The following is an 8252-nucleotide window of genomic DNA, read 5'->3' as shown; positions in this document are numbered from 1 at the left end:
TTACGTATGCACCGCATTTTATTTCTGTTGTCGTCATGGCAGGGATGGTTATTACCTTCTTGTCTCCATCAAGCGGAATCATCGTGAAGTTGATGGAGCTGTTCGGTATCCATGCACCGGCTTTCTTGACGGACCCGAGCTGGTTCAAGACTGTGTATGTCTTTTCGGGTGTATGGCAGAACACAGGTTGGGGGACGATTATCTATCTGGCGGCATTGTCCGGCGTAGATCCACAGCTGCATGAGGCGGCCATCGTGGATGGAGCGAGCCGTTTCAAACGAGTCATCCATATTAATCTTCCGACGATTGTGCCGACGATTACCATTTTATTAATTCTGAATGTGGGTAATATTCTGGGCGTGGGTTATGAGAAAGTCTTACTGCTGCAAAACCCGCTGAACATAAATTCGTCCGACGTGATTTCTACATTTGTCTATCGTACGGGGCTTGTCAGCGCGCAATACAGCTTCTCTACAGCCGTAGGTCTGTTCAACTCGCTGGTCAATGCTATCCTGCTGATTAGCGTCAACAAAATTGCCAAGCGCACAAGTCAAACGAGCTTGTGGTAGACAAGAAGAAGGGAGGAGTAATCTATGGCTGTTGCCACTGCTGTGAAGGAGACGAAGGGTGACCGGATTTTTCTCATAATGAACTATGTGTTTTTAAGCTTAGCTTTGATCGTGGTGTTATACCCCGTGTTGTATATTATCAGCGCCTCGATGAGCGATCCCAAGTATGTAAGCACTGGTGAGATGTGGCTGTTTCCCAAGGGGCTTAACTTCAAGGGTTATGGGCTTGTATTCGATAATATGAAGATTTGGAAGGGCTATGGCAATACACTTCTGTACACCTTTATCGGTACTTTGCTAAACCTTGTCGTTACGCTTCCGGCGGCCTATGCGCTTAGTCGAACTGACTTCGTTGGCCGCAAGTTTTTCATGGGTATGTTTCTGGTGACGATGTTCTTCAATGGCGGTCTCATTCCTACCTACTTGCTAGTGAAAAACCTTGGATTGATGAACTCCATCGGAGCTCTCATATTGCCGGTAGCCGCTTCGGTGTGGAATATCATCGTGGCTCGCACGTTTTTTGAGTCCAGCATCCCCAAGGAGCTTCATGAGGCTGCTTATATGGATGGCTGTACGAACTTTAAGCTGTTCGGGCTTATCATTATTCCATTATCAGCGCCGATTATTGCGGTAATGGCCTTATTTTATGGCGTGAGCCATTGGAACAGTTATTTCCCAGCCTTGATTTACCTGAATGACGAGTCGAAATATCCGCTGCAAATGGTGCTGCGCCAAATTCTCGTCCTGCAAGAAATGACGGCCGAGACCACAGGTGCTGCGATCAGCGGCGATATGGCCATCGCGATGAACAACAAGGCCGAGATTGCCGCACTTGTGAAATATGTGGTCATCATCGTGTCCACCTTGCCAATCGTTGTGGTGTACCCGTTCTTGCAGCGCTATTTCGTACAAGGCGTTATGATTGGTTCTGTCAAAGGCTAGTTGCAGCTAGTTGCAGCTACTGTATATCCATCTAATTTAGGAGGCAATAAGTATGAAAATTACAAGACATCCGAATAACCCGATTGTCGTTCCGGGAGGTTACGAATGGCGTAAAGTAACGGTGTTCAATCCGGCCGTTATCATTGACAACGACAAGTTCTACATGATTGAGCGCACGGCTGGCTCCCTGACCCCGTGTAAAAACTTCCTTGGTCTTCTGGAAAGCGAGGATGGCGTGAATTTCACTCATGTGAAGGACGAGCCTGTTCTTACCCCTGACGAACTCGGCTTCCCTTACGGAAGCGTACAGGACCCTCGTGTTGTCAAAATCGATGGCACGTTCTACATGAACTACGCTCTGCGTCCGTGCGCGATRAACTACTATCCGACCAATCGCGGTGTACCGGAGAGATCCATCCCGACATATCCGGACGGTTGGGGGGAGCAGGAAGTCCATTGGCGGACTCGTTCTTCGATTGCAAAGTCGACCAATCTGATCGACTGGGAGTTTGTGGCGGATACGACTCCACTGGAGATCAATGATCGCGACAACATTTTGTTCCCGGAGAAAATTAACGGCAAGTTCGTTATGCTGCGCCGTCCTGAGGAATACGTAGGGCAAGAATACGGCACGGAGAAGGCGGCCATGTGGATTACGTATTCAGAAGACTTGATTCACTGGGAAGAACCGAAGCTGCTTGCCAAAGGTGAGAATCCGGCTTGGGAATCGCGGAAAATCGGGGGTTCCACGCCGCCAGTAAGAACGGATAAGGGCTGGCTGGTACTCTACCACGGTGTAGATGACGAGATTGTATACCGGGTGGGAGCGCTGCTGCTGGACCTGGAGAACCCGGAGAAGGTTATTGCACGTACGCATAACTTCATCATGGAGCCGGAAACGTATTATGAGAAATTCGGCTACCAAATTCCGAACGTTATTTTCCCTACAGGTAATGTCGTGAAGGATGGACTGCTCTACATTTACTACGGGGTGACGGATACGGCAATTGCCTTGGCCACGGTGCCTCTGGATGAGATAGTGGATTACATTCTTAACGAACCTCAATAAGTTAAAACGGCTGTCCCAACGGGTATCGGTTGGCCGCTGATGCAAGCTGCAGCCGACGATGAATGGGTTCTCTGTTCCGACTTGGACATTGTAACCCGGATTAAGCTGCCCGTTTTGCATATGGTCTTCTTTCATTCGCATGATTAACTGTACAAAATGCATGATTATCTCCGAAACCATCGATAATACGAAAATTTGCTGCACTATTTGCATCAAATTAGAAAATGTCCGCTACGACTTCCCTTGGCGTCATCTCCGCAAGACCAACCCACTGCTCCTCGGTCACCTCAAGCAGATCCGGCCTGGCGCCCTGCAGAAAGTGGCCGAATAACGGACCGTAGCCCTGCCACAGGTGGCAAGTGTGCTTTTCAGAGAAACGGTGGACCTCTAGCTGCCGGACATCAGGGTCATTGTGAATACCTTTTTTAGGATTCGATGATCCGGTCCGTCATCCAGCCCTTTTTTCTTGCGCAGAGAGCAGGTTATTCCTGCTCCTTTTTGGAAGAGGCGTATAGTTTGCGGTATTGTCCCGGCGTATAGCCTGTTTCTTTCTTAAACTTACGGATAAAGTTCGGAGCATCCAGGTAGCCGACCTGTTCAATGATATCCTTAAGTGGAGCGGTTGTATTAATCAACAGCCGAATGACTTCTTCCATTCTTCTTTGCCAAATATATTGCRTAAAGTTATGGCCTATTTTCTCTTTGAAGCTGCGGCTCAGGTAGGAGATCGAGATGGAATATTTCAGCGCCACATGCTCAAGACTGAGCGTGTAGTCGGCGAACTTCTGATCCACATAGGCGACGATATCTTCAATTAAAGAAGGCTGTTCTGTTTCCGTATTACGTTCGACTTGCTGGCAGATGCTGACTGCCAGGGAACTTAAGMGGTCCTCAAGATCCTCGAGTGTTTCGAAAACGGAGAAGTTGTGAATGCCGGCGAACACTTCGCTGACCCCTAACTCATGGGCTGTTTTGAGCAGAGAGTTCAAGAGATCAAAGCAGATGCAGCGCAGTAATGCAGCGGGAACGGCGGCCTCCTTGATCTCGGCGATCAGATCAATGATCACTTGATTAGCCACCGTTTCGTTACCCTGCTTCAAGCTTTGCTCCAGCTTAAGCATCGACTTCTTCGGCAGCCAGTAGGCTTCGGAAGAGGTTGATGCTATCATATCCTGCAATTGCTCGAAGTAAGTCACGCGCCCGTTAGATCCCAGAATCCGATTATCTATCGCTGTGGCAGCTTCGATAAACGATTGGTTGATCGAGGCGAGGTCTGGATAGGGCATTCCGACACCGATATAAGGCATAATTTGGATGTTGTTGTTGATCATGACTTTGATTGCTTCGACAACATCCTCAATGCGCTTCTGGGCTGGCTCCTGTGCATCCGCAGGGACGGAGACGAGTAGGGCAAGTTGATCCTTCGTCGAAAATTCTACGCCATAAACGCGAGCTTGGAGGCTCGGAAATTCCAATTCGTTGAACATCTCCTGCAGATGCTGACGAATGTTCGAGGACTCCCCGCCCTCGAAATTGTCATCCCAGGCGAGGATGAGGGAGACGTATAAGCCTTGTCCATGTGGATATTCCAGTCCGGCGCTCGCCACCATGCGCTCAGTGACATAATTCCAATTGTTTTCCTTGGATCTTACCGAAACGACAGAGTGTTCGACACCGTCTAGCTTCATGCTATGTATGCCGGGCTCTAGAGAGGCCAAAGATCCCACTGCCTGTCCAGGAAGCGCGTTTCCATGATTATTGGAGGTAAGAAGCTGCCCATCCTGATTGAAAATGTAGCTGCTACCGGAAAAATTGCTGAGTATGGTATCCATAACGCCAGTCAGCTTCGCCTCATTTACCATATAAACGACAGTGGCCGTGGGGTAGAGATCATTCGGCTTGATCGGGAAAAGCATCGTCAGCATGGAGTCGTTACGCGAATTAACGGTTACATTCTCGGCAGGGCGAATCATCGGCTGCTTGATCTTGTTCAGATCGCTATAGATCTGGTCGCTGGTCCAGTTACTATAATGGTACATATCCCCGAATGCTACATGCACATTCGTTAATCCGCGATAGGAGTAAATATTCTCATCATTATGAAAGTATAGTAACAAATCTTCCAGAATGCTGCTGTTCACCTTGTAATTCCCCAAGGCGTCGATCGCTTCCAACTCATAGTACGGATGATGCACCATGTAGGAGGTGAGCTGCTTGTCATAAGCAATACGGCTTGTAATTTGTTGCAGTTCACTCATTCGTTCGTCTATTGATAATTTAACTTGAATGAGTTGGTTAACGTTCGTCTGTTCAATTTCTCTGCGCAAATCGTTGATTGCGTTTTCATAGATGAAAATCGTAACGCCAGTTAAGGGAATGAGGAACATCAGTATGTAAGATAACGCATATTTAAGAAGAAGCCTCGACTTGAAGCTGTTCCAAGACATTCGGAAGCTGGACACAACGGATGACTTTAAGGATGATTTCGACATGAATGCGCTTCCTCTCCATACTAGACTAACATAGATAAACTAGAGGGTTTTAATAGTTTGCATCTCTTCATTATGGCTGATAAATAAGCTGGTGTAAAGGAAGAAGGGACGACCTTTCTAGTAGAATATAGGCTTTTGGCGGATTTGCCAAGACAAGTTTTCCCTTTTGGGGAATAAAAACAGCAGCGGTCATGGACGAAAATTAAGTCCTAGAGTGCTGCTGTTTTCTGAATAGATTACCGTATTACCGTTTGAAGTAGTTGAGCCGCAAAATCCGGGTCTTCAATGAACGCATTAACGGAATCTACTTCATCTATTGCCCAATTCCCTGATACCTGCATTGCTTTCGGGTTTAGTACGTCCTGAAGACGCTATTCCTAAATTTACAAAGGGAATAGAGTCTTTCTTTTTTTAACAAAACAACACCTAATATGCCCGTTGTTCTCAACAAGATGACCGTTCTTGCAATCGTGAATAACGAATTGTGTAAACATCGGTAACATCGGCAACAATTTCTTAAAGCATCTATAATTACCAGCAAACATTTGCTAGCTACAATGAATGGAGTAAGGCAAACAAAAGGCAGATAAGAGAGGAGATGCTAAGTGATAACGAAAGAAGCTGCTGCTTATGACAACAAGCCTAATCCAAGATTGCGGGAGCATATAAGAGTCAAGTCGCGCTCCCGGAGAAAAACACTAGAAGCGTGGACGGGATTGTGTTATGCCCTTCCGGCGCTGGCTCTGCTTTTGTTGTTTCGTTATTGGCCGCTTCTGTTCGGCATGTGGATGAGTTTGTGGAAGTGGGGTTATGTGCCAGAGCGATTCGTCGGATTTGATAACTACATTCGTATTTTTACTGAGGACCTCGTCGTGWAAGACCCAACCGTTGGTTTACAACTTGGTGCTGTTGGACAAGGCTTTATCGTCACCATATTTTATGCCATCGGCACGATTCCCTTGTCTCTTGTGCTTTCATTTTTTGTAGCCTATGTCTTGTTTCATATAACGAAAGGCAGAGCTTTGCTGCGCGTCCTTTTTTTCCTTCCGTACATTACTTCACAGGTTGCAGCAGCAATTGTATTTAAATGGATTTTCCATCCGAACGTAGGGCTCGCGAATTGGGCTGTACGCTACATGGGAGGAACGCCGCAGCAATGGCTAACCGACCCAGATCCAGTTCTATTCAAGCTGATTCAGTCTCTCGGTGGACACTGGCCTTCTTCAATCCCAACAGCATTCGCAGGTCCGACTTGGGCGCTTGGTGTGATCATGTTGTTCACGATATGGGGCAGCCTAGGCTTTCAGATTATTGTGTTCTTGTCAGGGTTGACGCAAATTCCGCATGATCTAACGGAGTCAGCACGAATCGATGGAGCCAGGACTTGGCATACGATCCGTCATATTACGTTACCACTGCTGTCACCAACTTGGTTTTTACTCATCATTGTATCGGTAATTGGCGCTTTCGAATCGTTTAATGCTTTCTATGTTTTCTCAGGTGGAGAAGGTGGGCCATTAGGTTCCACAATGTCACTGCCCTTGTATATTTTCAGAAGTTTCTATGTATATGGTCAAGTTGGTTATGCATCGGCTGTTTCGATGGTATTATTCGTACTCTTGCTTGGATTAACCTGGCTGCAGCTGCGGTACGGCGAGAAAAAGGTTCACTATATGCATTAATGCAGGATGGAGGATGAAAGCATGTTTGGCTCAGTAGGATCAAGCCGTTCTTCCAAAATAACATGGTTGATCGTGTGGATTGGCACGGTATTGTTAGCCTGCTGCGTGGTGTTCCCATTCGTATGGATGATTCTGACCTCGCTCAAAAGCGCGGAGGAAATTAATCGCATGCCGCCAACGTGGCTGCCCGATGTATGGCACCTAAAGAACTACGCGGAAGCATGGTTGAAACCGGAATCTACCTTTCAGCGCTATTTTGTCAATACGGTGATTATCGCTGGTGTTGGTACTGCACTCCAATTACTCGYGTGTGTGCCGATCGCGTTTGCTATTACACATTTTACATTTCGTGGTCGTAATCTCATCTTTATGCTCGTGGTGATCACCATGCTCATTCCCTATGATGTTACATTGGTCCCTAACTTCGTAACGATGCGGCATATCCCTTTTGCAGGCGGTAACGATTGGGCGGGTAACGGGGGGCAGGGTTTCTATGACAGTTATATGGGGATGATGCTGCCGTTTCTTGCGGAAGCCTTCACGATATTTTTATTAAGACAAGCTTTTCTATCTGTGCAAAAAGAGTATTGGGAAGCCGCTCAAGTGGATGGCATGTCGAGTGGTCGATATCTGTGGTCCGTATTGCTGCCTCTCGTGCTGCCTTCCTTAATTACAACAGCATTACTTGCCTTTATTGGAAAATGGAACGGAGTACTTTGGCCATTGTTAATTACATCAAGCGAATCCCTCAGGCCATTACAAGTAGGTTTGTTGTATTTTGTTAGTGAAGAAGGGCCTAATTATCATCATTTGATGGCGGCAGCTACTTTTACAATTGCTCCTATTGTCTTGCTGTACTTGGTCGCGCAGCATTGGTTTCATCAAGGGATTACCTCAGCTGGGCTTAAAGGATAGAACAACGCTGGACTCTTAAGATTTTTCAAGTAAAAAAACAACAAAGAAACATGCTGGAGGAACAACAGATGAATTGGCTGCATGAGATTGAAGTCGTTTTATTCGACTTAGACGGTACGCTTTATCAGGATGGGACTTTCTATAAACGATATTTGGAACTGTTATTTAAAGAGGGAAGTTACGCAGCTAGCTTGGAGGAAATGCTGGAAGAAATGGATCGGTTGCTTGAAGGCCGGCACACAAGCAGTATCGGCGATTGGTACCATCCAAGCACAGATACGTGGTCACGGGAAACGCTTGGGGACCAATTGGAAGTACCGCATCAAGATTGGTACGGGGCAGAAGTGAAGATTGAGCCTAGTCAATTGACAAACATCCCAGCTATTTATGCCGGCGATGCATGGAGCTTGGTCAGCATTTTTACAGTCAAGTACGGGGTCGATGAAGCGAAGCGCCAGCAGGCATTTCAGCAGGTGCGCAAGGAAATGCTTCAGGGTTCGTCGAGTTTTGAACGCCATACAGGGTTATATGAGGCTATTCACCAATTGAGCGTTGTACAGTCGAAGTTGCTGCTGACCAATTC

At 46.9% G+C, this 8252-nt stretch carries 7 protein-coding genes; 6 read left to right on the top strand and 1 reads right to left on the bottom strand.

Annotated features, from left to right (window positions below):
• The 3 genes from AC1DUA_RS27100 to AC1DUA_RS27090 form a co-directional block, all read left to right on the top strand.
• On the top strand, positions 1–569 hold a 569-nt coding region (locus tag AC1DUA_RS27100; protein ID WP_477502725.1), incomplete at its 5' end, for an ABC transporter permease subunit.
• Between the two features lie 24 nt (positions 570–593).
• Entirely contained in the window at positions 594–1511 is a 918-nt protein-coding gene (locus tag AC1DUA_RS27095) for a carbohydrate ABC transporter permease (RefSeq protein ID WP_477502724.1), read from the top strand.
• Positions 1512–1563: 52 nt separating this feature from the next.
• Positions 1564–2580, top strand: coding sequence for a glycoside hydrolase family 130 protein (locus AC1DUA_RS27090; protein WP_477502723.1), 1017 nt, complete (start codon positions 1564–1566; stop codon positions 2578–2580).
• A 482-nt stretch (positions 2581–3062) separates the two neighbouring features.
• Here the strand turns inward: AC1DUA_RS27090 and AC1DUA_RS27085 are convergent, their stop codons facing one another.
• A complete protein-coding gene (locus tag AC1DUA_RS27085; RefSeq protein ID WP_477502722.1) occupies positions 3063–5072 on the bottom strand; it encodes a helix-turn-helix domain-containing protein in 2010 nt (669 codons plus the stop codon).
• A gap of 605 nt (positions 5073–5677) precedes the next feature.
• Between AC1DUA_RS27085 and AC1DUA_RS27080 the strand changes: the two genes are divergently transcribed.
• From AC1DUA_RS27080 to AC1DUA_RS27070, 3 genes are all read left to right on the top strand, one after another.
• On the top strand, positions 5678–6754 hold the full coding sequence (locus AC1DUA_RS27080; protein WP_477502721.1) for a carbohydrate ABC transporter permease: 1077 nt from the start codon (positions 5678–5680) through the stop codon (positions 6752–6754).
• A gap of 21 nt (positions 6755–6775) precedes the next feature.
• The gene (locus AC1DUA_RS27075; RefSeq protein WP_477502720.1) at positions 6776–7669 is read left to right on the top strand and encodes a carbohydrate ABC transporter permease; all 894 of its coding nucleotides are present in this window, start codon (positions 6776–6778) and stop codon (positions 7667–7669) included.
• Between the two features lie 68 nt (positions 7670–7737).
• Positions 7738–8252, top strand: a 515-nt coding sequence (locus tag AC1DUA_RS27070) for a hypothetical protein (protein ID WP_477502719.1), incomplete at its 3' end; no start/stop codon positions are given.

It is taken from the genome of Paenibacillus sp. 01T422, assembly GCF_056398785.1.
This window is presented reverse-complemented; position numbering and strand designations above follow the sequence as displayed.

Excerpts from the sequence above, each read along its gene's own strand:
- AC1DUA_RS27095 (WP_477502724.1), top strand. The coding sequence starts at position 594 with ATGGCTGTTGCCACTGCTGTGAAGGAGACGAAGGGTGACCGGATTTTT.